Annotated in this window: 23 protein-coding genes; 20 read left to right on the top strand and 3 right to left on the bottom strand. The window is 73.9% G+C overall.

The window, feature by feature from the left end:
• Window positions 1-41: 41 nt before the first annotated feature.
• On the bottom strand, window positions 42-1,274 hold the full coding sequence (locus CMS_RS03650; protein ID WP_012298154.1) for a DUF349 domain-containing protein: 1,233 nt from the start codon (window positions 1,272-1,274) through the stop codon (window positions 42-44).
• Between the two features lie 264 nt (window positions 1,275-1,538).
• Window positions 1,539-1,802 carry a hypothetical protein gene (locus CMS_RS03655; RefSeq protein ID WP_041464368.1) on the bottom strand — a complete coding sequence of 88 codons (264 nt, stop codon included), beginning with the start codon at window positions 1,800-1,802 and terminating at the stop codon, window positions 1,539-1,541.
• A 72-nt stretch (window positions 1,803-1,874) separates the two neighbouring features.
• On the opposite strand from CMS_RS03655, the gene CMS_RS03660 reads away from it, so the two are divergent.
• The 12 genes from CMS_RS03660 to CMS_RS03715 all read left to right on the top strand — a co-directional run bounded on the left by CMS_RS03660 (window position 1,875) and on the right by CMS_RS03715 (window position 14,969).
• Window positions 1,875-3,335 carry a replication-associated recombination protein A gene (locus tag CMS_RS03660; RefSeq protein WP_012298155.1) on the top strand — a complete coding sequence of 487 codons (1,461 nt, stop codon included), beginning with the start codon at window positions 1,875-1,877 and terminating at the stop codon, window positions 3,333-3,335.
• A 248-nt stretch (window positions 3,336-3,583) separates the two neighbouring features.
• On the top strand, window positions 3,584-4,213 hold the full coding sequence (gene rpsD / locus CMS_RS03665; protein WP_012298156.1) for a 30S ribosomal protein S4: 630 nt from the start codon (window positions 3,584-3,586) through the stop codon (window positions 4,211-4,213).
• A gap of 173 nt (window positions 4,214-4,386) precedes the next feature.
• The gene (locus CMS_RS03670; RefSeq protein WP_012298157.1) at window positions 4,387-4,608 is read left to right on the top strand and encodes a hypothetical protein; all 222 of its coding nucleotides are present in this window, start codon (window positions 4,387-4,389) and stop codon (window positions 4,606-4,608) included.
• 5 nt (window positions 4,609-4,613) lie between these two features.
• On the top strand, window positions 4,614-7,271 hold the full coding sequence (alaS, locus tag CMS_RS03675) for an alanine--tRNA ligase (protein ID WP_012298158.1): 2,658 nt from the start codon (window positions 4,614-4,616) through the stop codon (window positions 7,269-7,271).
• A complete protein-coding gene (gene ruvX / locus CMS_RS03680; protein WP_012298159.1) occupies window positions 7,271-7,756 on the top strand; it encodes a Holliday junction resolvase RuvX in 486 nt (161 codons plus the stop codon). The genes alaS and ruvX overlap by 1 nt, the downstream gene beginning before the upstream one ends.
• Window positions 7,710-9,284, top strand: coding sequence for an endolytic transglycosylase MltG (mltG, locus tag CMS_RS03685; protein ID WP_223842716.1), 1,575 nt, complete (start codon window positions 7,710-7,712; stop codon window positions 9,282-9,284). Before ruvX ends, mltG begins: the two co-directional genes overlap by 47 nt.
• Window positions 9,277-10,167: a shikimate dehydrogenase gene (locus tag CMS_RS03690; RefSeq protein ID WP_012298161.1), complete on the top strand. Its 891-nt coding sequence runs from the start codon at window positions 9,277-9,279 to the stop codon at window positions 10,165-10,167. The genes mltG and CMS_RS03690 overlap by 8 nt, the downstream gene beginning before the upstream one ends.
• An 87-nt stretch (window positions 10,168-10,254) precedes the next feature.
• On the top strand, window positions 10,255-11,493 hold the full coding sequence (gene aroC, locus CMS_RS03695; RefSeq protein WP_041464369.1) for a chorismate synthase: 1,239 nt from the start codon (window positions 10,255-10,257) through the stop codon (window positions 11,491-11,493).
• Window positions 11,494-11,495: 2 nt separating this feature from the next.
• Window positions 11,496-11,987, top strand: coding sequence for a shikimate kinase (locus tag CMS_RS03700; protein WP_012298163.1), 492 nt, complete (start codon window positions 11,496-11,498; stop codon window positions 11,985-11,987).
• Entirely contained in the window at window positions 11,984-13,114 is a 1,131-nt protein-coding gene (gene aroB / locus CMS_RS03705) for a 3-dehydroquinate synthase (protein ID WP_012298164.1), read from the top strand. The genes CMS_RS03700 and aroB overlap by 4 nt, the downstream gene beginning before the upstream one ends.
• Window positions 13,111-13,899, top strand: a complete 789-nt coding sequence (locus CMS_RS03710; protein ID WP_012298165.1) for an SDR family oxidoreductase — start codon at window positions 13,111-13,113, stop codon at window positions 13,897-13,899. The genes aroB and CMS_RS03710 overlap by 4 nt, the downstream gene beginning before the upstream one ends.
• A gap of 107 nt (window positions 13,900-14,006) precedes the next feature.
• Window positions 14,007-14,969, top strand: a complete 963-nt coding sequence (locus CMS_RS03715; protein ID WP_012298166.1) for an IS481 family transposase — start codon at window positions 14,007-14,009, stop codon at window positions 14,967-14,969.
• A 10-nt stretch (window positions 14,970-14,979) separates the two neighbouring features.
• Here the strand turns inward: CMS_RS03715 and rsmD are convergent, their stop codons facing one another.
• The gene (gene rsmD, locus CMS_RS03720) at window positions 14,980-15,594 is read right to left on the bottom strand and encodes a 16S rRNA (guanine(966)-N(2))-methyltransferase RsmD (RefSeq protein ID WP_012298167.1); all 615 of its coding nucleotides are present in this window, start codon (window positions 15,592-15,594) and stop codon (window positions 14,980-14,982) included.
• Window positions 15,595-15,857: 263 nt separating this feature from the next.
• Between rsmD and CMS_RS03725 the strand changes: the two genes are divergently transcribed.
• The 8 genes from CMS_RS03725 (at window position 15,858) to rnc (ending at window position 24,944) form a co-directional block, all read left to right on the top strand.
• On the top strand, window positions 15,858-16,832 hold the full coding sequence (locus CMS_RS03725; RefSeq protein WP_012298168.1) for an AAA family ATPase: 975 nt from the start codon (window positions 15,858-15,860) through the stop codon (window positions 16,830-16,832).
• A 4-nt stretch (window positions 16,833-16,836) separates the two neighbouring features.
• Window positions 16,837-18,165 (top strand): DUF58 domain-containing protein, encoded by a 1,329-nt coding sequence (locus CMS_RS03730; protein WP_012298169.1) that lies wholly within the window; start codon window positions 16,837-16,839, stop codon window positions 18,163-18,165.
• Window positions 18,166-18,360: 195 nt separating this feature from the next.
• On the top strand, window positions 18,361-20,706 hold the full coding sequence (locus tag CMS_RS03735) for a transglutaminase TgpA family protein (protein WP_012298170.1): 2,346 nt from the start codon (window positions 18,361-18,363) through the stop codon (window positions 20,704-20,706).
• Complete coding sequence (locus CMS_RS03740) at window positions 20,703-22,886, top strand: ATP-dependent DNA helicase RecG (protein ID WP_012298171.1); 2,184 nt, start codon at window positions 20,703-20,705, stop codon at window positions 22,884-22,886. The genes CMS_RS03735 and CMS_RS03740 overlap by 4 nt, the downstream gene beginning before the upstream one ends.
• 25 nt (window positions 22,887-22,911) lie before the next feature.
• Window positions 22,912-23,403 carry a pantetheine-phosphate adenylyltransferase gene (gene coaD, locus CMS_RS03745; RefSeq protein WP_012298172.1) on the top strand — a complete coding sequence of 164 codons (492 nt, stop codon included), beginning with the start codon at window positions 22,912-22,914 and terminating at the stop codon, window positions 23,401-23,403.
• 19 nt (window positions 23,404-23,422) lie between these two features.
• Entirely contained in the window at window positions 23,423-23,995 is a 573-nt protein-coding gene (locus CMS_RS03750) for a YceD family protein (protein WP_012298173.1), read from the top strand.
• A 3-nt stretch (window positions 23,996-23,998) separates the two neighbouring features.
• Window positions 23,999-24,202, top strand: a complete 204-nt coding sequence (gene rpmF / locus CMS_RS03755) for a 50S ribosomal protein L32 (RefSeq protein ID WP_012298174.1) — start codon at window positions 23,999-24,001, stop codon at window positions 24,200-24,202.
• A 25-nt stretch (window positions 24,203-24,227) separates the two neighbouring features.
• Window positions 24,228-24,944 carry a ribonuclease III gene (gene rnc / locus CMS_RS03760; protein WP_012298175.1) on the top strand — a complete coding sequence of 239 codons (717 nt, stop codon included), beginning with the start codon at window positions 24,228-24,230 and terminating at the stop codon, window positions 24,942-24,944.

Genomic DNA, 24,944 nt, shown 5'->3' on the forward strand with positions numbered 1-24,944 from the left:
TGGAGGATCCCGGGCCGTCGTCGTGGTGCGGAGGGGGCGGGCTACGAGCCGAGCGCGTCCAGCCAGACGCGGCGGGCGGCGAGGGCCTCCTCGGCGTCCTTGATGCGTCGCGCGTCGCCATCGGCCCTGGCCGCGTCGAGCTCGCGCTGCAGCTTGTCGATGGCGGCGCCGAGCTGCGAGGCGAGCCCCTCGGAGCGGGCCTTCGTCTCTGGGTTGTTCTTGCGCCAGAACTCCTCGTCCAGGGTCCGCACATGGGTCTCGACCTTGCGCAGGCGGTCCTCGACGGTCTTGACGCTGTCCCTCGGCACGCGGCCGATCGCGTCCCAGCGGAGCTGGACGGCGGTGAGCTTGTCGCGCGCGGCGGTGCGCTCCGTGATCTGGAGGATGGGCTCGGCCTCGTCGAGGAGGGCGAGCTTGGCCTGGAGATTGGCCTGCTGCTCCTCGTCGTCCGCGGCATCGACCTCGGCCTTGGCGCCGTAGAGCACGTCGCCCGCGGCCTTGAACTGCGCCCAGAGCGCGTCGTCGTAGCGCTTGCCGGCGCGGCCGGCCAGCTTCCACTCGTCGAGGAGACGGCGGTACGCGGGAATCCCGGCGACGCCCTGCGGCTCGAGAGCACGTGCCTGCTCGACGATGGCCTGCTTCTTCGAGCGGGCGTCCTTGTGCGCGTTGTCGAGCTCGGCGAAGAAGGCCTTGCGCTCGGTGTCGATGGTGGAACGCGCCGTGCGGAACCGCTTCCAGAGCTCGTTGGCGTCGTTCTTGGGCAGACGGGGCCCCGTCTGCTGGTGCTGCTGCCAGCGGGCGAACAGGGCGTCGACCTCGGCGGTCAGCTGCTTCCACTGCACCTTCGAGAAGTCCTGGCTCGCGAGGCGCTCGGTCTCCTCCACGATGGCGGTGCGCTCGGCGATGGCGCCCTGCACCACCTGCCGCTGCTCCTCGCCCTGCTTCTCGGTGAGCTCGCCGACGGTGGCGGCGAGGACGTCGAGCCGGGCGCGGAGGGCGGCGAGGTCGCCGACGGCGTTCGCTCCGTCCACGGCCTGGATGAGGTGCGCGACGGCCTTGGCGACGTCGGTGGCCGGGGCGCCGCGCTTGGCGCGCTGCTCCAGGAGCGTGACCTGCCTCGCGAGGTCGGTGAACTTGCGCTGGAAGTAGGCCAGCGCCTCCTCGGGGGTGCCGTCGGGGTACTGGCCGACGGCTCGTTCGCCGTCGCCCTCGCGGAGGAAGACGGTGCCCGTCTCGTCGACGCGGCCCCAGGGGGTCTGATCGTTGTCAGCCACGGATGCTCACCTTGTTCGTAGGACCGGCCGGACCGGTGCGGAGACGTGCACGTCAGCCTAGAGCACGCCTCCCGGACGGGATCGTCCCGCGACGGGCGCCGGCTGACCTGTCGATCATGCCCGAGGGCGGGCCGCCGATGCGCGGGTCGACGCCGATCCGACCCGCCTCGCAGGGGCCCGTGAGGACCGTGCGGGGGCCGACCCTCCGGTCCCGCGCCCCGTGGAGACCGCGGAGTCGGGTCGGCGGGACAGGGGGTCAGCGGGTCAGGGGGTCGGCGTGACGTGCGGCGTCGCGGGAGCGGGGGACGACGGCGAGGACGAGGGAGCGGGGGCCGGCGCGCCGGGCCCGGACTCGTACGCGAGCTGGGCCCCGACCGCGAGCGCCGCGACGAGGATCACGGCGACGACCGCGGCGACGTCGTCGCGGCGGCGGCGTCGGAGGGCGCGGGCGTGGAGCTCCTGGCGGGCCGCGTATCGGCGAAGCCGGGCCTGCGCCTCGCGGGCTGCGCGGTCGTTCTTGGGGGCCACGGCGTCCTCCGGTCGGTCCCGCCCGAGGCGGCGGTACGGGAACCATAGCCGGTCGCGCCTACCATCGAGGTCATGACCGACACGCGACCGGGCCTCCGTTCGGGGGCGACGCCCCTGGCCGTCCGGATGCGTCCCCGGAGCCTCGACGAGGTCACCGGCCAGCGGCACCTCCTGACGCCCGGCTCGCCCCTCGTGAGCCTGGCGTCCGACGTGGCGGGGGAGCAGGGTTCGGTCTCGATCATCCTGTGGGGCCCGCCCGGGACCGGGAAGACGACCCTCGCGCAGGCCATCGCGCACGGATCCAGCCGCCGCTTCGTCGAGCTCTCGGCCGTCACGGCCGGCGTCCGCGACGTGCGGCAGGTGATGGAGAAGGCGCTCAGCGACCGCGACCTCTTCGGCGTCTCCACCGTGCTCTTCCTCGACGAGATCCACCGCTTCACCAAGGCCCAGCAGGACGCGCTGCTGCCGGGTGTCGAGAACGGGTGGGTGATCCTCATCGCGGCCACCACGGAGAACCCGTCCTTCTCCGTGATCTCGCCGTTGCTCTCCCGCAGCCTCCTGCTGACGCTCGAGCAGCTCGACGACGACGACCTCGGCGTGCTCGTGGACCGCGCCGTCGCGGACGCCCGGGGGCTCGGCGGGCGGTTCGCGCTCGAGGACGACGCGCGGGCGATGATCATCCGGCTCGCCTCCGGCGACGCCCGGCGCGCGCTGACGGCGCTCGAGGCGGCGGCGGTGTCGGCGCAGGCGGACGCGTCGGGCAGGGCACGCGCCGCGGCCGAGGGGCAGGAGCCCGATGAGGACGACGACGACGACGGCGAGGACGACGACGAGGACGACGAGCGGGAGGACGCGGACGCGGCCGCCGCCGAGGATCCCGCGTCCATCCCCATCCCCATCCCCATCTCCACCGAGCAGGTCGCCCTGGCCGTCGACCGCGCGCTGCTCCGCTACGACCGCAACGGCGACGAGCACTACGACGTCATCAGCGCGTTCATCAAGTCGATCCGCGGATCCGACGTCGACGCTGCCCTGCACTACCTCGCCCGCATGATCGAGGCGGGGGAGGACCCGCGCTTCATCGCCCGGCGGATCATCGTCTCGGCCTCCGAGGACATCGGCCTCGCCGACCCGGAGGCGCTCGTGGTCGCGGTGGCGGCGGCCGACGCGGTGCAGCTCATCGGCATGCCCGAGGGGCGGATCCCGCTGGCGCAGGCGGTCGTGCACCTCGCGACCGCGCCCAAGTCCAACGCCTCCTACCTCGGCATCGACCAGGCCATCGCGGACGTGCGCGCCGGCGCGTTCGGCCGGGTGCCCCTGCACCTCCGCGACGCGCACTACCCGGGCGCGAAGCGTCTCGGCCACGGCAAGGGATACCGCTACCCGCACGACGCGGACATCGGCGTCGTCACCCAGCAGTACCTGCCGGACGAGCTCGTCGGCCGCACCTACTACTCGCCCACGCAGCACGGGCACGAGCGCGACCTCTCGGCGCGGCTGGAGAAGCTGCGTCGCATCGTCCGCGGGGGCTGATCCCGGCGCGGCGCATCCCCGGGTACGCGCCGATCGCGTGCTACGCTTGCTGACGCCTAGATGGGGTGTCGTGTGCGGCTGCGTCGACATCCAGATCCAAGGGACACGTCGTGTAGCCGGACGGCCCGTGGCGAATCCCTCTACTTCCGCAGGAACCGCATCAGCGGTGATTCTCGTCGCGCGCCCATGCGTGTGCGCGGACGCCCTGCATCATCCGTAGTCAGAGACTTTCTCCCTGGAAGGAAAACGTGTCCACCAAGTCACGCACCCGCAGTAAGACCCGCCTCTCCCGCGCGCTGGGCATCCCGCTCACGCCGAAGGCGGCCAAGTACCTCGAGAAGCGCCCCTACGCACCGGGCGAGCACGGCCGGTCCAAGCGCAAGCAGGACAGCGACTACGCCGTCCGCCTCCGCGAGAAGCAGCGTCTGCGCGCCCAGTACGGCATCCGCGAGGCCCAGCTCAAGATCGCCTTCCAGGAGGCGCGTCGCACGCAGGGCCTGACCGGTGAGAACCTCGTCGAGATCCTCGAGCAGCGCCTCGACGCGCTCGTCGTCCGCTCCGGCCTCGCGCGCACCACGGCGCAGGCCCGCCAGCTCGTCGTGCACCGCCACATCATGGTCGACGGCAAGATCGTCGACCGCCCCTCCTTCCGCGTGAAGGCCGGCCAGATGATCCACGTCAAGCCGCGCTCCGAGGGCACCGAGCCCTTCCAGGTCGCCGCCGCCGGCGGTCACGCCGACGTGCTGCCGAAGCTCCCCCCGTACCTCGAGGTCGAGCTCGACAAGCTGCAGGCCCGCCTCGTGCGCCTGCCGAAGCGCGCTGAGGTACCCGTGACCTGCGAGGTCCAGCTGGTCGTCGAGTACTACGCGGCCCGCTAGCCCCACCGCACCATCCCGCGAGGCGGGTCGTCCCTTCCCGGGGCGACCCGCCTCGCGGCGTATCCGGCCGTCGCCGGGCCCCTCGGCCGGGGAGGCGCGAGGCCCGGCCGGTAGGATCGCCCTCGGCCCCGAAGGCCCCAGCCCGTCGCGTCACCTCCCGGAAGGGGAGCAGCATGAAGAACCTCGTCCTCATCGCCGTGGGGGTCGCCATCGGCTTCGCCGTCGCCCACGTGGTCGACCGCACGCCGGCCGGGCACCGCCTGTTCCAGGACGTCGAGGCCCGGGCCCGCCGCTTCGGGGAGGCCGTCGAGCACGGCTACCGCAGCCGCGAGGCCGAGCTCCGCTCCGTCGTGGGCGAGGCCGAGGACACCATCACCGAGCTGGGAAAGCAGTAGGCCTGATGCAGACCGCAGACATCCGCAACGCCTGGCTGACGTACTTCGGCGACCGGGGGCACACCGTCGTGCCGTCGGCGTCGCTCGTGAGCGACGACCCGACGCTCCTGTTCACGGTGGCCGGCATGGTGCCGTTCGTGCCGTACCTCACGGGCGTCGTGCCCGCGCCGTTCGCGCGCGCCACGAGCGTCCAGAAGTGCATCCGCACGCTCGACATCGAGGAGGTCGGCCGGACGCCCCGGCACGGCACCTTCTTCCAGATGAACGGCAACTTCTCCTTCGGCGACTACTTCAAGGAGCAGGCCATCGCGTACGCGTGGGAGCTGCTCACGACGAGCGAGGCCGACGGCGGCCTCGGCTTCTCGCCCGACGACCTGTGGGTCACCGTCTACCACGAGGACGACGAGGCCAGGCAGGCGTGGAAGCGCATCGCGGGCCTGCCGGACGAGCGGATCCAGGGCCTCGGCCGCGACACGAACTACTGGCACACCGGCCAGCCCGGCCCCGCCGGCCCCTGCTCGGAGATCTTCTTCGACCGCGGCCCGGCCTACGGCGCCGACGGCGGCCCGGCCACGGACGACGACCGGTACGTGGAGATCTGGAACCTCGTCTTCATGCAGTACCTGCGTGGGGCCGGCACGGGCAAGAGCGACTTCGAAATCCTCGGCGACCTGCCCACGAGGAACATCGACACCGGCATGGGGCTCGAGCGCGTCGCGTTCATCAAGCAGGGCGTCGAGAACATGTACGAGACCGACCAGGTGCGTCCCGTGCTCGACCGCGCGGCCGAGCTCAGCGGCCGCCGCTACGGGGCCGACCACGAGGACGACGTGCGCATGCGCATCGTCGCCGACCACGTGCGCTCGTCGGTCATGCTCATGTCCGACGGCGTGCGGCCGTCGAACGAGGGGCGCGGCTACATCCTCCGCCGCCTCATGCGCCGCACGGTGCGCGCGATGCGCCTCATGGGCGTGGACGCCGCGACCTTCGGCGAGCTGTTCCCCGCGTCGCGCGATGCGATGAAGGCCGCCTACCCCGAGGTCTCCGACGACTTCGACCGCATCTCCCGCCTCGCGTACGCGGAGGAGGAGACCTTCCTCCGCACGCTCTCCGGCGGCACGACGATCCTCGACGTCGCGGTCGGCGAGACGAAGGCGAAGGGCGGCGAGCGGATCGCGGGCGACACCGCGTTCCTCCTGCACGACACCTTCGGCTTCCCCATCGACCTCACGCTCGAGATGGCGGAGGAGAACGGCCTCACGGTCGACCGCGAGGCGTTCGACCGCCTCATGCTGGAGCAGCGGACCAGGGCCAAGGCCGACGCCAAGAGCAAGAAGACGGCGCTGGCCGATCTCACCGTCTACAGCGAGTTCCGCGCGGCCGGCGAGACGCGCTTCACCGGGTACGACGAGCTGGAGACGGGGACGACGATCCTCGGCCTCATCGTGGGCGGCCACAGCGTCGACCACGCGGTGGCGGGCGACATCGCGGAGGTCATCCTCCCAGAGACGAGCCTCTACGCCGAGTCCGGGGGCCAGGAGGCCGACGCGGGCAGCATCGTCGGCCAGGGCTTCGACCTCGAGGTGCTCGACGTGCAGAAGCCCGTGAAGGGCCTCATCAGCCACCGCGTGCAGGTGCGCTCGGGCGAGGTGGGTGTCGGCGACGCCGCCACCACCATCGTCGACGCCGACTGGCGCCGCGGGGCCACGCAGGCGCACTCGGGCACGCACCTCGTCCACGCCGCGCTCCGCCAGGTGCTCGGCCAGGACGCGCACCAGTCCGGCTCCTACAACCGGGCCGGCTACATGCGCCTCGACTTCGCGTGGAACCAGGCGCTGAGCCCGGCGACGCGCAGCGAGATCGAGGACATCGCGAACGGCGCCGTGCGCGACGACCTGCAGGTCGTGACGCGCGTGATGCCCATCGACGAGGCCAAGCAGCTCGGTGCCATGGCGCTGTTCGGGGAGAAGTACGGCGACACCGTGCGCGTCGTCGACATCGGCGGCCCGTGGTCGCGCGAGCTGTGCGCCGGCACCCACGTGTCGTCGAGCGCCCAGATCGGGCTCATCAACGTGGTGGGGGAGTCGTCCGTCGGATCCACCAACCGCCGCATCGAGTCGCTGGTCGGCCGCGAGGCGTTCCAGGACCTCGCCGTCGAGCGCGCCATCGTCTCGCAGCTCACGTCGAGCCTCAAGACGCCGCGCGAGCAGCTGCCTGACCGCATCGCCGACCTCCTGCAGAACCTGAAGACCGCGGAGCGGCGCATCGCCGACTTCGAGGCGCAGGCGCTGCAGCAGCGCGTGCCGACGCTCCTCGCGCAGGGCTCGCGCGTCGGATCCGTGACCCTGATCCAGGAGTCGCTCGGCAGCGTCCGCTCGGCCGACGAGGTGCGCCAGCTCGTGACGCTCGTGCGGGAGCGCGCCGGATCCGACCCCGTCGTCGTCGCCCTCGCGGGCGACGCGGGCGGGAAGCCGACCGTCATCGTGGCCACGAACCAGGCCGCGCGCGACGCGGGCGCCAAGGCCGGGCAGCTCGCCCGTGCGGCGGCGGCCGTGCTCGGCGGCGGCGGAGGCGGGAAGGACGACCTCGCCCAGGGCGGCGGATCCGACGTGTCGGCCATCGGGGAGGCCCTGGCCGCGGTCCGCCAGGCGCTCGACTCCTGATGCGGGTCGGATCCCGGCTGGCGGTCGACGTGGGGAAGGCCCGCATCGGCCTCGCCCGGTCGGATCCGCACGGCCTGATCGCGACGCCCGTCGAGACCGTGCCGCGTGACGCGGCCGGCTCGGCGGACGTGCGGCGGATCCTCGAGGTGGCCGCCGAGATCGACTGCACGGAGCTCGTCGTCGGCCTGCCGCTGGCGCTCTCCGGCCGCGCCACCGCGTCCACGGATGACGCGGAGGGCTTCGCCCGGCGCCTCGCGGACGCGACGGAGATCCGCGTGCGGCTGGTGGACGAACGCCTCTCGACCGTCTCCGCGCAGGGCGCCCTGCGCGCCTCCGGCAGAGGCTCCCGTAAGCAGAAGCCGGTGATCGACCAGGTAGCGGCCGTTATAATCCTTCAACACGCGCTCGAGACCGAGCGCGCCGCCGGCTCCCCACCCGGTGCTCTCGTCCCGAGGAACCGAGTCGATCCTGACCGACACGCCTGAGACCGATCCCACCCGACGCGCCACGGCGGCCGCGGGTGGAGGCGGCGACCCCTTCGAGAGCCTGTTCGGGGACCAGGCCGCGGCCTCCGCGGATCCGGTCTCCACGCCCGCACCTGCTCCCCGAGGCGACGTGCCGGGCATCGGCACCGGCGCTCCCATGACGCGTCGCGAGCTCCGGGCCCTGCGGGAGGCGGCGGAGGCACAGGCCGGTTCGCCCGCTCCCGCCGCGGACGACGCCCGCCGGCCGACCGCCGACGCCCCGCGTCCCGCGGATGAGGAGCGACCGCGCGTCGCCGCGGCCGCCGCCGCATCTCCCGCCTCCGCCGCCGCCTCCACCTCCGGCTGGGCATCCGCCGGATCGTCCGCGGGCACCGCGCGCACCACCGCGACCCCGCTGAGCCCGACCCGCGAGACGGCGGGCGGCGGACGCGGCGCACCGCCCCGAGCGGCGGCGCCCGTCGCCCCGAAGCCGAAGCGGCGCCACCCCAAGTGGCCGTACGTCCTGGTCCTCCTCGTCGTGCTGTTCGGCGGTGCCGCGGTCATCGCCACGTCGCTGTTCGGCCCGGTGGTGTCGGCGCTGCTCACGCCCGCCGAGCCCACCGACTATGACGGCGACGGGTCCGGCGAGGTGCAGGTGGTCGTCAAGACGGGCGACACGGGCAGCACCATCGGCGACACGCTCGCGTCGCAGGACGTCGTGAAGACGTCGAAGGCGTTCTACCAGGCCGTCGTCGCCTCGGGCGGCGAGGTCGTGTTCCAGCCGGGGACCTACATCCTGCGGAAGCAGATGAGCGCGGCGTCCGCGCTCGCGATGCTGCAGGATCCCTCGAGCCAGAGCCAGGCCAAGGTCACCATCCCCGAGGGCCAGACCGCCGCGCAGGCGTTCGAGCTCATCGCGGAGGGCACCGGCACGCCCGTCGCCGACCTCGAGGCCGCGGCCGCGGATCGCGCCGCGCTCGGCATCCCCTCCGAGGCGCCGAACATCGAGGGCTACCTCTTTCCGGCCACCTACGACTTCCCGCCCGGCACCTCCGCGACCGACATGGTCAAGGCGATGGTGAGCCGCACCTTCGAGGCGCTCGACCAGGCCGGCGTGCCCGTCGCGGACCGGCACCGCGTGCTCACGCTCGCCGCGCTCATCCAGAAGGAGGCGCGCTTCGAGGGCGACTTCTACAAGGTGTCGCGGGTGTTCCAGAACCGCATCGCGATCGGCATGCCGCTGCAGTCGGACGCGACCGTCGCCTACGGGGCGCAGTCGGTGGGACGCGTCACGACGACCGACGCGGAGCGCGCCGACGACAACCCCTGGAACACCTACGTGCACCCGGGGCTCCCGGTCGGGCCCATCTCGAACCCGGGCGACCTCGCGATCAAGGCGGCCCTCGCGCCCGCGGACGGCCCGTGGCTCTACTTCGTCACCGTCAACACGATCACGGGCGACACCGTCTTCTCCGAGACGTACGAGGAGCACCAGAAGGCCGTCGCGCAGTGGCAGCAGTTCATGAAGGACAACCCGGGCAATGGCTGATCCGCGGACGCCGGCCGTGCGGCTGGCGGTCCTCGGCAGCCCCATCGCGCACTCGCTGTCGCCGCGTCTGCACGCCGCGGCGTACGGCGTGCTCGGTCTCGGCTGGTCGTACGAGGCCGTCGAGTGCACGGGAGCCCAGCTCCCCGCGTTCGTCGACGGTCTCGGATCCGGCTGGCGCGGCCTGTCGCTCACGATGCCGCTCAAGCGCGACGTGGTGCCGCTCCTCGACCGGCTGGACGACACGGCTCGCCTCGCCGGCGCGGCCAACACGCTGCTGCTCGAGCGCGAGCCCGCGGGCGCGATCGTGCGACGCGGCGCGAACACGGACGTCGCCGGGATCGTCCGCGCTCTCGACGTGGCCGGCGTCGAGCGGTCGCAGCGGGCCGTGGTGCTCGGCGCCGGATCCACCGCACGTTCGGCGGTCGTCGCGCTCGCCCGCATGGGCGCGCGCGAGGTCGTCGTCGCCGCCCGTCGGCCGGAGCAGGGACGGGAGCTCGCGCCGCTGGCCGACGAGCTGGGCGTCGCGCTCCGCACCGCGCCGCTCGACGACGCGGACGCCGCGCTCCGCGAGGCCGACACCGTGATCAGCACCCTGCCCGGCGACGCGGCCGCCGCCGTGCCGCTGCCCGGCGGCCTGCCCGAGGCGACCGTGCTTCTCGACGTCACCTACGCCCCGTGGCCGACCGGCATTGCCGCCGGGTGGGAGCACGCGGGCGGCTGGGTCGTGCCGGGGATCGACATGCTCGTGCACCAGGCTCTCGACCAGGTGCGCCTGTTCGTCGCCGGGGACGCGGACCTGCCGCTGCCCGACGAGGAGCGCGTGCTGGCGGCGATGCTCTCGAGCGTCGGCCGCGATCCGGATCGGGCCTGGACCGGCGCCTGACCCGTGGGTCCGTCCCGGCAGCTGCGGGAGGCCGTGGACCTGGGCCCGGCCGTGGGTCCGTCCCTGCCGCTGTGGGAGGATGGGGGCATGCTGCGTTGGCTCACCGCCGGGGAATCCCACGGCCCCGAACTCATCGCCGTCCTGGAGGGCCTGCCCGCGGGCGTGCCCGTCAGCCTCGACGGCATCCGCGCCGACCTCGCCCGTCGCAAGCTCGGCTACGGCCGCGGCGCGCGCATGGCGTTCGAGCAGGACGAGCTGAGCCTCTCCACCGGCGTCGTCCACGGGCGGACGCTCGGCAGCCCCATCGCGGTGCGCATCGGCAACACGGAGTGGCCCAAGTGGGTCGACATCATGAGCCCCGAGCCGGTGGATGCGGAGAAGCTGCAGGGCGCGCGCGCCGCCGCCCTCACGCGTCCCCGCCCCGGCCACGCCGACCTCGTGGGCATGCAGAAGTACGACTTCGACGAGGCCCGTCCCGTGCTCGAGCGCGCGAGCGCCCGCGAGACCGCGGCCCGCGTCGCCCTCGGCGCCGTCGCGCGCGCGTTCCTCGCCGAGCTCGGGATCACGCTCGTCAGCCACACGCTCGCCATCGGCCCCGTCCGCGTGCCCGAGGGCGCGCCCCTGCCGACGCCCGCCGACGTCGACGCGCTGGACGCGGATCCGCTGCGCTGCTTCCACCCCGAGACCAGCGCCCGCATGGTCGCCGAGGTCGACGACACGAAGTCCAGCGGCGACACGGTGGGCGGCGTCGTCGAGGTCCTCGCCTACGACCTGCCGCCGGGCCTCGGCTCGCACGTGCACTGGGACCGCCGGCTCGACTCGAAGCTCGCGGGCGCGCTCATGGGCATCCAGGCGATCAAGGGCGTGGAGGTCGGCGACGGCTTCCTGACCACCACGCGCCGCGGATCCGAGGCGCACGACGAGCTGTTCTCCACGGCCGCCGGCATCGGCCGGTCCACCGACCGCGCCGGCGGCACCGAGGGCGGCATGTCGACGGGCTCGGTCCTCCGCGTCCGGGCGGGCATGAAGCCCATCGCCACGGTGCCGCGCGCCCTCCGCACCATCGACACCGCCACCGGCGGCGCGGCCCCCGCGAACCACCAGCGCTCCGACGTGTGCGCCGTGCCCGCCGCGGGCGTCGTCGCCGAGGCCATGGTCGCGCTGACGCTCGCCGACGCCGTGCTGGAGAAGTTCGGCGGCGACTCCGTGGGCGAGACCCTGCGGAACCTCCGCGGCTACCTCGACGCGATCCCCGAGGGACGCCGCACGGGCGCCGACCTCGTGGACGAGGCGGACGCCGCGCCGCCCGCACCGCCCGAGGCCTGAGCGTGCCGGTCGTCCTGATCGGCCCGCCCGGCGCGGGCAAGACCACGGTCGGCCGCCGCGTGGCGAAGGCGCTGGGACTGCCGTTCACCGACACGGACCGCGTGATCGTCCAGGCGCACGGATCCATCGCCGACATCTTCCGCGAGCACGGCGAGCCGAGGTTCCGGGAGCTCGAGCGCGCCGCGGTCGCGACCGCCCTCGCGGACGACGGCGTCGTCTCGCTTGGCGGGGGAGCCGTCCTCGACCCCGCGACGCGCGCCGACCTGGAGGCCTGCCGCGTCGTGCTCCTCACCGTGAGCGAGCACGCCGTGCGCGCGCGGATCCGCGGTGACGACCGCCCGCTCGTCGACGGCCTCGACAGCTGGCGGCGCATCGTCGCCGACCGCGAGGAGCTCTACCGCTCGCTCGCCGACCTGACCATCGACACCTCCGACCGCCCGCTCCCGCGCATCGCCGGCGAGATCGAGCGCTTCGCCCGGGAGAGGCAGCCATGACCGACCAGAACGCCCCCGCACCCGACTCCGTGGACCGTGCCGCCGCCGAGCCCGACGCGCCCACCGTGATCCGCGTCTCCGGCACGCCCGGCTACGACGTCACCGTGGGTCGCGGCCTCGTCCAGGGCGTGGGCGCGCTGCTCGGCCCGCGCGTGCGCAAGGTGCTCATCGTGCACGCGCCCGCCCTCGCAGAGGAGGCATCGCGGCTGCGCGAGCGGCTGCAGGGCGACGTGGAGGTGTACCTCGCGGAGGTGCCCGACGCGGAGGGTGCCAAGCGCGTCGAGGTCGCCGCGTTCTGCTGGAAGATCATGGGCACCACCGACTTCACGCGCTCGGACGCCGTCATCACGCTCGGTGGCGGCGCCACGACCGACCTCGGCGGATTCGTCGCGGCGACGTGGCTGCGCGGCGTCATGCTCATCCAGATCCCGACGACGGTGCTCGCCATGGTCGACGCCGCCGTGGGCGGCAAGACCGGCATCAACACGTCCGAGGGCAAGAACCTCGTCGGCGCCTTCTACGCGCCGACCGCCGTGATCGTCGACCTCGACCTGCTCGCGACCCTGCCGCGGAACGAGATCGTCACGGGCTTCGCCGAGATCGTGAAGGCCGGCTTCATCGCGGTGCCCGAGATCCTCGACATCATCGAGCGCGACGTCGCGCGCGTCACGGACCCCACCAGCCCGGAGTTCCGCCGGGTCGTCGAGCTGTCCATCGCGATGAAGGCCGAGGTCGTGGGGGAGGACTTCACGGAGAAGGGCCGTCGCGAGATCCTCAACTACGGGCACACGCTCGGCCACGCCATCGAGCACGCCGAGCGCTACCGCTGGCGGCACGGCGCGGCCGTCGCGGTGGGCATGGTCTTCGCGGCCGAGCTCTCGCGCCTCACCCGCTCGCTGTCCGACGAGGCCGTCGACCGGCACCGGCGGATCCTCGACTCGCTCGACCTGCCGACCAGCTACCCCGTCGGCCGCTGGCCCACGCTCGTCGCGAGCATGAAGCGCGACAAGAAGGCCCGCGGCGACATGATGCGCTTCATCGTGCTCGACGGCGTCGGCCGTGCGAGCGTGCTCAACGGGCCCGAGGAGGCGCTGCTGTTCGCGGCATACCAGGAGATCGGCTCGTGAGCGATCCCGCGTCCGGACCTGCCGCGGATCCGCGTCCGGTCGCGCTCGTCACGGGCGTCGGCGGCGTCTCGGGCATCGGGGCGGCCGTCGCGGAGAGCCTGGCGCTCGACGGCTGGGACGTGGCGTTCGCCTACTGGTCCGGCTACGACGAGCGGATGCCGTGGGGCCGCCAGCCCGAGGATCCCGCCCGGGTCGCCGAGGCCGTGGTGCGCGCGGGCGGCCGCGTGCAGGCGATGGAGGCCGACCTGCTGGACACGGACGCCGCCGAGAGGCTCCTCGAGGGCGCCGAGCGGGAGCTCGGCCCGATCACCGCTCTCGTGCTCGCGCACTGCGAGTCCGTCGACAGCCCGCTGCTGGACACCACCGTGGAGGTCCTCGACCGGCACCTCGCGGTGAACGTGCGCGCGTCGCTGCAGCTCATCCAGGGCTTCGCGCGCCGCTACCGCGCAGTGCCCGGAGCCGGGCGGATCGTGGCCCTCACGAGCGATCACGTCGTGGGCAACGTGCCGTACGGCGCGTCGAAGGCCGCGCTCGACCGCATCGTGATCGCCTCGGCGCGCGAGCTCGAGGACGTGCGCATCACCGCCAACCTCGTGGATCCCGGCCCCACCGACACCGGCTGGTTCACGCCGGAGATCCGCGCGCACCTGGAGGAGACGACGCCGCGCGGACGCCTCGCCGAGCCGCGCGACGCGGCGGCCCTCGTGAGCTTCCTGCTGTCGGCCGAGGGCGGCTGGATCAACGGCCAGCGCATCCGCTCGGACGGCGGCCAGAGCGTCGGCTGACCCGCCCTAGGTGTACTCGGCCATGACGTTGGTGACACTTCGGGGCGTGTGAAGAGGCCTCCTGGCTTGATGGAGCTGTTCAGTTCAACCATCGCCAGGAGGCCTCGATGTCCCACGGTAATGCTCGTCTGACGGTTCACGGGAGGGTTCTCCTCGTGCGGCGGGTAGTCGAGGATCGTCGTCCGGTGTCGCATGTGGCTCGCGAGCTCGGGGTGTCGCGTCAGTGCGCGCATCGGTGGGTGGCCCGGTTCCGTCAGGAGGGTGTCGCGGGGCTCGCGGATCGGTCCTCGAGACCACGGTCGATGCCGGCGAGGACGAGTCCGGAACAGGAAGGCGCCGTGCTGGCTGCGCGCGCGGAACTTCGGTTCGGGCCCGCCCGGCTGGCGCCGGTGACGAGCGTTCCGGCCCGTACGATCTCCCGGATCCTGCGCCGGCACGGGGTGCCGCCGTTGGCGTGGTTGGACCCCGTCACCGGGGCCGTGATCCGGGCATCCCGGTCAACGGCGCACCGGTATGAGCACGAGCATCCGGGTGATCTGATCCACGTGGACGTGAAGAAGCTCGGGAGGATCCCGGACGGAGGCGGCTGGCGGGTCCACGGGCGCAGCGAGCAGGTCCGCGGCCGCGGGATCGGGTTCGATTACGTCCATGCCGCGGTCGATGACCACACCCGTCTCGCCTACGCGGAGATCCATCCCGATGAGAAAGGCGCGACCGCGGCCGGGTTCCTGACCCGCGCAGCGGCGTACTTCGCCGGGCGCGGGATCACCCGGATCGAGCGGGTCATCACGGACAACGCGTTCGCCTACCGGCACTCGACCGCGTTCAAGAACGCCGTCCAGGACCTGGGCGCGCGGCAGAAGTTCATCCGCCCGCACTGCCCCTGGCAGAACGGCAAGGTCGAGCGCTTCAACCGGACCCTCGCGACCGAGTGGGCCTACCGGCAACCCTTCACCAGCAACCAACACCGGGCCGACGCGCTTGACCCCTTCATCGAGCACTACAACACTGAACGAATCCACTCAAGCCACGGGCTGACGCCCGCGGCCCGAGTGTCACCAACGTCATGACCCAGTACAGCTAGGACGCGGGCTCTCCCGCGTCGTCGGGCTCCGGGTCGTCGTCGGGGGACCCGGCCACCGCCCACCACACGACCGTGTCGCCGTACGCCTTCCGGCGATCGAGCTCCAGCCCCGCGGGCCACGTCGGCTCGGCGGAGCGGGCGCTGCGCTCGACCATGACCACCGCGCCGTCGACGAGCCGCGGCACGAGAGCGGCCAGCTCGTCCGCCAGCTCGGCGTCGCCGACCTCGTACGGCGGATCCAGGAACGCGACGTCGTAGGAGCCGCGGTCGCCCGCGAGGAACGCGTGCACGCTCTGGGCGGCCACGCGGATCCGGAGCTCGGTGCCGCGCGGTGCCGCGCGCTCGACGATCCCCGCGTTCGACCGGCAGACGGCGGCCGCCGGCACCGCGCGCTCCACGAGGACGACCTCGCGCGCGCCGCGGCTGGCGGCCTCGAGGCCGAGCGCCCCGGATCCGGCGTACAGGTCGAGGACGCGCGCGCCGTCGAGCGCGTCCCGGGCCTCGAGCCCGGAGAACAGGGCCTCGCGCACGCGGTCGCTCGTGGGGCGCGTCCCGGTCCTCGGCACGCGGAGGACCAGGGATCCGGCGAACCCGGCGACGATGCGGGTCACGACGGGCGCCGGGCGGGGCGCGGGCCGGAGGCGTCAGGAGCGGGGTGCACGGGCGACCACGCTACCCGGCCTGTCCGCCCCCGGAGGCGGGCCGGACGCTCCCGGATCCCTGACGTATGCTGCCAAGACGCCCACGACGCTGGAGGAACTCCGTGACGAGTCCCGAGTCCGAGTCCGTCCCCCTGCACGCCGGGTCGGGTCAGCCGCCCGCCCGCATCCGCGCCGCCGCGCGTCAGGCGCAGCACGGCCGCGGCGCGCCCGCCATGCCGCTGGAGGAGGTGCGCCGGCTCGCGGAGCTGATCCTCGGCAACATCGACTCGGTCATGTCCGGCAAGCACGAGGCCACCCGCATGGCGCTCACCGTGTTCCTCTCCGGCGGCCACCTCCTCATCGAGGACGTCCCCGGCGTCGGCAAGACCATGCTCGCGAAGGCGCTCGCGCGCAGCGTCGACTGCACCGTGAACCGGATCCAGTTCACGCCCGACCTCCTGCCGTCCGACGTCACGGGCGTCTCGGTCTACAGCCAGGCCGACCACCGCTTCGAGTTCCAGCCGGGCGCCGTGTTCGCGAACATCGTCATCGGCGACGAGATCAACCGCGCGAGCCCCAAGACCCAGTCGGCGCTCCTGGAGTGCATGGAGGAGGGGCAGGTCACGGTCGACGGCGTCACGCATCCGCTGCAGCAGCCGTTCACCGTGGTTGCCACGCAGAACCCGGTCGAGATGGAGGGCACGTACGCGCTCCCCGAGGCCCAGCGCGACCGCTTCATGGCCCGCATCTCGATGGGCTACCCCGACGCCGCCGCCGAGCTCGCCATGCTCCGCTCGCGCGACACCGTCAGCCCGCTCGACGAGCTGCGGCCCGTCGTCGACGCCGAGGAGCTCGACGCGATGATGCACGCGGCCCGCGGCGTGTACGTGTCCGACCCCGTGTCGCGCTACGCGGTCGCGATCGTGCAGGCCACGCGCGGCCACGAGGACATCCGCCTCGGCGCGAGCCCGCGGGCGACGCTCCAGCTCATCCGCGCCGCCAAGACCCGGGCGGCGCTCGACGGACGCGACTTCGTGCTGCCCGACGACATCGACGCCCTCGCCGCGCCCGTGCTCGCGCACCGGCTCGTCGCGACCGGCCGCGCGCTCGGCCAGCGCGGACGCGGGCAGGCCGCCGTGGTGGAGATCCTCGAGCGCATCGTCTCCTCGACCGCCGTGCCGTTGAGCGCCGCGGGACGGACGCGCTGACCCCGTGCGGTCCCTCGCGCGCCTGATGCGCCGGATCGGCATCGAGGCCGTCCCGCACCCGACCCTCCGCGGCATCGCCCTGCTCGCCGCCGGCGTCGCCGCCTTCGCGGGCGCCTTCATCGCGGGGCGACGCGAGTTCCTCTTCATCGGCGTCGCGCTCCTCGCGCTCCCGCTGCTCGCCGCCGCCTGGCTCGTGATCGCGCGGGTGCGGCTGCACGTCGAGCGTACCTTCACGTCGGAGGTCGTCGAGTCCGGCACCGCGACCACCGTCACGGTGTCGGTCGCCAACTCGGGGAGCATGCCCACGCCGCGCTCGTGGGTGCTCGACCTCGTGCCCGGATCCGACGGCGCGACGCCGCCGGTCGAGCTGCCGTCGATGCGGGGGCTCGCGCGCGGATCCCGCCGCTCGTCCGCCCGCGCCGTCCTCCGCTACGACCTCACGCCCGAGCGGCGCGGGATCCACGAGGTGGGCCCGCTGGCCGTCGAGGAGCACGACCCGTTCCGACTGATGGGGCTGCGGCACGTCGCGGGCGGCACCTCGCGCCTCGTCGTGACGCCGCGACTGACCGACCTCGAGGCCGAGCCCGGCGGGCAGGTCTCGTCCGAGGGCGAGTCCGAGCGCGTGCAGCGCCGCGCGGACGGCGGCGAGGACGACCTCGGCACGCGCGAGTACCGGGCGGGGGATCCGCTCCGCCGCGTGCACTGGCGCGCCACCGCCCGGCACGGCGAGCTCATGGTGCGGCAGGAGGAGCAGCGGTCGAGCCCGCGGTCGCTCGTGCTGCTCGACACGCGCGCGGCGGGCTTCCCGCTGCACGCCGACGACGACGGGGACGGCGACCGGGCGTTCGAGCGCGCGGTCGCGTTCGCCGCGTCGGTGAGCGTGCACCTGCAGCGCGGCGGGTACGCGGTGCACCTCGTGGAGACGGCGGCGGGATCCGACCGCCAGGCGCTCGTGTCCGCCCGACCCGGCGACGCCGCCGCCGAGGGCGACCTGCTCCTCCACCTCGCCGAGGTGCAGCCGGCCGCCGTCGACCCCGACCGCGACGGCGTGCAGGAGGCCCTCGCGGATCTGCGCCGCAGCCGCCGCGCCGTCCCCATGCACGCCGTGCTCGGCCACCTCGACGAGCAGGAGGCCCGGCGGCTCGCGGGCTTCGGCGCCGCCTGCCGCCCCGCGGTCGCGTTCCTCGCGCACGCGGGCCGCGTCGACGGCCGCGACGACCGCGAGGCCCTCCGGATCCTCCGCGAGGCCGGCTGGCGCACCGTCGTCCTCGACGACGACACGCGCCCCGCCGATGCCTGGAGCGCGGCCCGCACCGAGGAGATGGCGCGATGACCGACCTCGACGCCGTCGGGCTCGGCGGCCGCGAGCACTGGACCGTGGAACCGCGTCCGCTGCCGGGGGAGCGCGCGGGCGGACCGGGCGGTCGCAGCCGCGGCCGCGACGACGGAGCCGGTCCCGGTCGGCCCGGCCGGGGCACGCGCGCCGGTCGCGTCGTCCGCACGCTGGCCGCTCACCGCCGCGCTGGGCGTGGCCCTCCTCGCGGGATCCGCCAGCCTCCACCTGCTCGTCGAGCCGGGGGCCTGGTTCCTGCTCTGCGTCCTGGTCGTCGCCGCCGTGCTCGGATCCGCCGCCCTGCTGCGGGCCGCGGGCGTGCCGCGCCTGCTCGCGTCGGTCGGCGGGCTCGTCCTGCTCGTGCTCCTGGTGACCCTCGTGTTCGCGGGGCGCACGGCCGTGCTCGGCCTGATCCCCACCCCCGAGACCCTGCGCACGCTCCTCGCCGTGGGCGAGCAGGCGGGCGACGAGATCTACCGGCGTTCGGCGCCCGTGCCCCCGCTCGCCTCCATCGTCTTCGTCATCGTCGCCTCGATCGGCGCGCTCGCGGTCGTGCTCGACGTGCTCGCGCACGCGCTCCGCATGCCGGCGGTCACGGGCCTGCCGCTCCTGGTGCTCGTGTCCGTCCCCGGCGCCGTGCTCGTGGGCGAGTTCTCCGTCTGGTCCTTCGCCGTCACGGCGCTCGCCTGGTTCGCGGTGCTCGCGGCCGACGCCCGCGAGACCGACCGGGACGACGGGTGGCGCGGATCCGGCCTCCTCGGCGGATCGCGGCTCGCGCCGCCGTCCGCGCCGCACCGGTCCTCCTCGGGGCGCCCCGCGGGATCCGCGCGCACGACGCTCGTCTCCGCCGGTGCGCTCGCGGGCGTCGCGGTCGTCCTGTCCCTCGTCGCGCCCGCGATCGTCCCCGGCCTCACGTCGGCGACCTTCCCCACGTCGTCCGCGTCCGGACAGGGCGGCTCGCGCGTCGTCAACCCGATCCTCGACCTCGGCGACGACCTCCGCCGTCCCGTCGACGTCGAGGCGCTGCGCTACTCGACGGCGTCGAAGACGCCCCTCTACTTCAAGGTCACGACGCTCTCGCGCTTCGAGGGCGACGAGTGGGCGCCGTCGCCGCTGCGCCCGCCGGACGGTAACACCGTCGACGCGATCGGGCCGGACCTCGGATCCGGATCCGACGTGCCGGCCGAGGAGGTCGAGGCGCGCGTGCAGGTCGAGGGCTCCTCGAGCGCCTGGCTGCCCGCGCCCTACGCGCCCCGCAGCGTCACGGGGCTCGAGGGATCCTGGCGCTGGTCGGAGCAGGGACTCGCGATCCGCTCCTCCGATTCCGACAGCCGCGACCAGAGCTACACCGTGACGAGCGAGCTGCCGCGACCCGAGCGCGACCAGCTGGAGGCCGTCGCCCCCGCGACCGACGACGACCTCGCGCCGTACCTGCAGATCCCCTCGGGCACCCCGGCCATCGTCGCCTCGACCACGGCCGACGTGCTCGCCGGCATCGACACGCCCTACGACCAGGCGCTCGCGCTCCAGGAGTTCTTCACCGGCGGGCAGTTCCGCTACTCGGAGGACGCACCGGTGCAGCAGGGCTACGACGGCAGCGGCGTCGACGTCGTGGGGGAGTTCCTCCGCGTGCGCTCCGGCTACTGCGTGCACTTCGCCTCGGCCATGGCGATCATGGCGCGCGAGGCGGGCATCCCGTCGCGCGTTGCCGTCGGCTACCTCCCGGGCGACCAGGTCGGCCGCGACGGCGACCTCATCACCTACCGCGTCGGATCCCACGACCTGCACTCCTGGCCCGAGCTGTACTTCTCGGGCATCGGCTGGATCGCGTTCGAGCCGACCCCGGGCCGCGGCCAGGCGGCCCCCTACGCCCAGCCGTCGGCCGCGCCGACCACCGCGCCCACACCGTCCGCGACGCCGAGCGCCACGGCCGAGGCGACGCCGACGGCGACGCCGGCGCCCACCACGTCGGCCGCACCCGGCACGAGCGGCGCCACGGCCGTCCGGATCCCCTGGGCGGGGCTCGGCACCGCCGCCCTCGTGCTCCTCGTGCTGGCGCTCCTCGCGACCCCGGCGCTCCTGCGCCGGGCCCGACGCGCCGGGCGGCTCCGCGCGCTCGAGGCGGGGGACGCCGCGGCGGGCACGGCCTGGCACGAGGTCGAGGACCGCGCCGTCGACCTCGGGATCCGCACGCCGGACACCGAGTCGCCGCGCGAGCTCGGCCGGCGCCTCCAGGGCGACGACCCGTCGCTCGCCGACCCGGTCGCCCTCCTGGTCACCGCCCGCGAGCGGGAGCGCTTCGCCCGCGCCGACGTGCCGGTGGACGCTGCCGCGGGCGCCGCCCAGGCCGCCGCGCTCGTCGCGCTGGGTGACGCCCTGCGCGCCCGCGCGGGACGCGTCGACCGCATCCTCGCGCTCGTCGCCCCGCGCTCGCTGGTGCGCCGCCGACCCCGGTCCGACGAGGGGCCCGACGACGGGACCGCGGGCGCACCGCCGTCCGGCGCTCCCGCGTCGGACGTCCCTCGTACACTCGGGGGATGACCGGATCCGGCGCCGCGCTCGCGGGCGTCGTGGGCGGCCGCACCGCGGGCGTGCTGCAGAAGGCCTTCGGCCTCCGCACGGTCGCCGACCTCCTCGAGCACCTGCCGCGCCGCTACGCCCGCCGGGGCGAGCTCACGGCCCTCGCCGAGCTGCCTGTCGACCAGCAGGCCACCATCGTCGCCGAGGTGCGCGAGGTGCGGGAGCGGCCCATGCGGGCGCGGCGCGGCAGCATCCTCGAGGTGCGGATCACCGACGGCCGCGGCTTCCTCACCCTCACCTTCTTCAACCAGGCGTGGCGCGCCAAGGACCTCGTGCCGGGCGTGCGAGGGATCTTCGCGGGCAAGGTGAGCGACTACCGCGGCGCGCTCCAGCTCGCCCACCCCGACTACGAGCTCTTCGACGCGCATGAGGGCCCCGAGCTCTCCGGCGGCGAGCCCGACGCGGCCGCGCGCCGCTGGGCCGAGATGCCGATCCCGATCTACCCGGCCAGCGCATCCATGGCGAGCTGGCAGGTCGCGAAGTCGGTGGAGCTCGCGCTCGACGCGGTCGACGACCTCGAGGATCCCGTCCCCGCCGACGTGCGCGCCGAGCGCGGCCTCCTCCCGTACCGCGAGGCGCTCGAGGGCGTGCACCGCCCCGAGAAGGACGTCGACTGGAAGCGCGGCCGCGACGCCCTGCGCTTCCAGGAGGCGTTCGTGCTCCAGACCGCGCTGCTGCAGCGGCGGCAGGCGGCGCGGGCGCTCCCGGCCACCCCGCGGATCCCGACCCCGGGCGGCCACCTCGACCGCCTCGACGCGCAGCTGCCCTTCGAGCTGACGGGTGACCAGCGGCTCGTCGGCGAGGAGATCGCGACCGACATGGCGCGCACGTGGCCCATGAACCGGCTCGTGCAGGGCGAGGTCGGCTCCGGCAAGACGCTCGTGGCCCTCCGGGCGATGCTCGCGGTCGCGGACTCCGGCGGCCAGTCCGCGCTCCTCGCGCCCACCGAGGTGCTCGCGAGCCAGCACCTCCGCTCCCTCACCGCCTCGCTCGGGCCGGACCTCGCGGCCGAGCTCATGCCCACGCTCCTCACCGGCCAGCTCTCGACGGCGGAGCGCAAGCGCGCGCTGCTGCGCATCGTCAGCGGCCAGGCGCGCATCGTCGTGGGCACGCACGCGCTCCTCGGCGACCGCGTCGGGTTCCTCGACCTCGGGCTCGTGGTGGTCGACGAGCAGCACCGCTTCGGGGTCGACCAGCGCGAGGCGCTCCGGCGGAAGGGCGGCACCCCGCCGCACGTGCTCGTGCTCACGGCCACGCCCATCCCGCGCACGGTCGCGATGACGGTGTTCGGCGACCTCGACGTCTCGACCATCGCGGAGCTGCCGAGCGGCCGCCAGCCCATCGAGTCGTTCGTCGTCCCGCTGCACGAGCACCCGGGATGGATCGAGCGGGTCTGGGAGCGCACGGCGGAGGAGATCCAGAAGGGGAGGCAGGCGTTCGTCGTCTGCCCGGCGATCGACCCGCAGGATCCGGACGCCGAGGACGAGGACGCCGGCGAGGGCGCGGAGGACGCGCCCACCCGGCCGTCGCTCGCGACCGTCACCGAGGTCGACGCGCTGCTCGGCGCGCACCCGCGGCTCGGATCCGTCCGCCGCGCCGTGCTGCACGGCCGCATGACGGGCGAGGAGAAGGACCGCGTCATGCGGGCGTTCTCCGCGGGCGACATCGACCTCATCGTCGCCACCACCGTCATCGAGGTGGGCGTCGACGTGCCGAACGCCTCGACCATGGTGATCCTCGACGCCGACCGCTTCGGCGTCTCCCAGCTGCACCAGCTGCGCGGCCGCGTGGGCCGCGGCGGCGTGCCGGGCCTCTGCCTCATGGTCACCCACGCGGAGCCCGAGACCGTCGCCCGCGAGCGCGTGGACGCCGTCGCCGCGACGCTGGACGGCTTCGAGCTCGCGCGCGTCGACCTCGAGCTGCGTCGCGAGGGCAACGTCCTCGGCACGAACCAGTCGGGCGGCCGCTCCTCGCTCCGGCTGCTGCGGGTCGCCCAGGACGGCGACCTCATCGAGTCCGCGCGCGAGCACGCCCACGACGTGCTCGAGGCGTCGCCCGACCTCGCGGACCAGCCGGCCCTCGGGCGCGCGCTCGCCCGCCGCCTCGACGACGAGGAGCGCGCCTTCCTCGACAAGAACTGACCCGCGCCCGCCCTAGGCTGGCGGGATGCAGCGGATCGCCGTCGTCCCCGGATCGTTCGACCCCGTCACGCTCGGCCACCTCGACGTGATCCGCCGCGCCGCCCGCCTCTACGACCAGCTCGTCGTCCTGGTCGTGCACAACCCCGGCAAGACGCCGATGCTGCCGCTCGAGGACCGCGTGGACCTCATCGAGCGCGTGATCCGCGACGCCGGCCTCCCCGCCACCGTCCGCGTCGACTCCTGGGGCGCCGGACTCCTAGTCGACTACTGCCGGCAGGTCGGCGCGACCGTGCTCGTCAAGGGCGTGCGCTCCCAGCTCGACGTGGCGTACGAGACGCCCATGGCGCTCGTCAACCGCGACCTGGCCGACGTCGAGACGGTCATGCTGCTGCCGGATCCCGCGCACGCCCACGTCTCCAGCTCGCTCGTGCGGCAGGTCGAGGCGCTCGGCGGCGACGTCGCGCCCTACGTGCCGGCGGCGGTCGCGGAGGCGCTGGCCGTCCGGCGCGCCGGCTGACGCCCCGTAGGATCTACGGGTGTCCAGGTTCCAGAAGACCCCATTCACGGTCCACGTGCACGACATCGTGCACCGCCCCGGGGAGATGCGCGAGCTCGACCTGACCATCGTCACCCCCGAGCGCATGGGGGAGGGCCTCATCGCCGTTCCCGCCGGCCGCGAGATGCGCGTCACCGTGCGCCTCGAGTCCCTGCACGACGGGATCCTGGTCACGGGCGAGGTCGACACGGTGGCCGACGGCCAGTCCGCGCGCACGCTCGCCGACATGCAGGAGCGTGTCCAAGTCGATTTCGCCGAGCTATTCGCGTATGGTCTTGATGAAGCTTTCGACTACCAGGTCCAGGACGAGCACGTGGACCTGGAGCCGGTCATCCGGGATGCGGTGGTGCTTTCACTGCCGTTCCAGCCCGAAGTGCCGGGCGAGGACCTCGATCTCGATCTGGGTCCCGGCATCAGCCTGGTCCTGGCGGACTCCGAACCGGAGCCCGTGATCGATCAGCGCTGGGCAGCCCTGTCCGGCTTCCGAGCTTCCGAAGACAGCGGTGCGGCGCGTGAAGACGCCGACACCGAAACGCAGAGAGATGAGAGTTGACCCATGGCTGTTCCCAAGAGAAAGATGTCCCGATCCAACACGCGTGCGCGTCGCTCGCAGTGGAAGGCCGAGGCTCCCACGCTCGTCAAGACCATCGAGAACGGCAAGGTCGTCTATTCCATGCCGCACCGTGCGCGCGTGATCGAGGACGCCGCCGGCACGCCCCTGTACATGGAGTACAAGGGCCGCAAGGTCGCCGACGTCTAGTCGCGACCCGCACAGCACGTCGGACATGACCGACACCCAGGGATCCCGCGTCCACGGCGACCGCGACGCGCTCCGGCGCCTCCTCGCCGTGGACGTGAGCCCCGAGCTCCTCGAGCTCGCGCTCACCCACCGCTCATACGCGTACGAGCACGGCGGCATCCCGCACAACGAGCGCCTCGAGTTCCTCGGCGACTCCATCCTCGGGCAGGCCGTCACGGTCATGCTCTACCTCGAGAACCCCGACCTCGACGAGGGCGAGCTCGCCAAGCGGCGCGCCAGCCTCGTCTCGAGCGTCGCACTGGCGGAGGTCGCCACGCGCATCGGCCTGGGCGAGCACCTGCTGCTCGGCCGCGGCGAGGAGCTCACGGGCGGCCGGGCCAAGTCGTCGATCCTCGCCGACACGGTCGAGGCCATCATCGGCGCCTCGTACCTCGACGCCGGGGGAGAGGCCGCGACCGGTCTCGTGCTCCGCCTCATCGCGCCCCTCCTCGAGGACCCCGCCCGCTTCGGCGCCGCCATGGACCCGAAGACCGCGCTCCAGGAGAGCGCCGCGCGCCAGGGCCTGCCCGCGCCGGCCTACGACGTGAGCGACAGCGGCCCCGACCACAGCAAGCGCTTCCACGCCGTCGTCACCGTCGGCGACGCCGTGCGCACCACGGGCGAGGGATCCAGCAAGAAGCAGGCCGAGATGACGGCCGCGCTCGAGGCGTGGACGCGCCTCGAGGCGCGCACCACGGCCTGA

This window comes from Clavibacter sepedonicus, from assembly GCF_000069225.1.
Classification (GTDB): Bacteria; Actinomycetota; Actinomycetes; order Actinomycetales; family Microbacteriaceae; genus Clavibacter; species Clavibacter sepedonicus.